Source organism: Neisseria sp. P0021.S006 (genome assembly GCF_051956895.1).
On the sequence record NZ_JBQCWZ010001103.1, the window covers coordinates 1 to 499 of the forward strand.

General features: G+C 45.5%; 1 protein-coding gene. It reads right to left on the reverse strand.

Features of this window, described 5'->3' with window-relative positions:
• Positions 1 to 244: 244 nt before the first annotated feature.
• Positions 245 to 499, reverse strand: a 255-nt coding sequence (locus ACTHUM_RS18960) for a transposase (RefSeq protein WP_440403823.1), incomplete at its 5' end; no start/stop codon positions are given.

Genomic DNA, 499 nt, shown 5'->3' on the forward strand with positions numbered 1-499 from the left:
TTTCAGAGACGCACGCCGACAAAACGGCTGCGGCAATCAGGCTGAGCGAGAGGGAAAATATGCGTTGTGCGTTCATTACTTGCCGTATCTTTATTAGAATCAATTAGAACCGTATTCTAAACGATTTGGCGGCATTATCCGAATCTGAAACCGATATTTACATTAACCGTGTAATCAGGGGCAACAAAAAGGTCGTCTGAAAAGTGAACTGGCCCCCAAATCTTGGACACTCATAAAAGCCTATTCAGGCGCTCTGTGCAAGCTGGGTTCTGTATGCGACAGGACTCAGCTTTTTCAATTTCAAACTGCAACGCTCCCGGTTGTAGTAATCCATATAGTCATCTATCTGCTTCATCAATTCATCTACCGTCAATTCACCTGCATTATAGAAACACTCCGTCTTCAACACCGCAAAGAAGCTTTCCATCGGCGCATTGTCCCAACAGTTCGCCTTTCGCGACATGCTTTGAACCATGGAATGCTCCGCAAGCAATTCCCT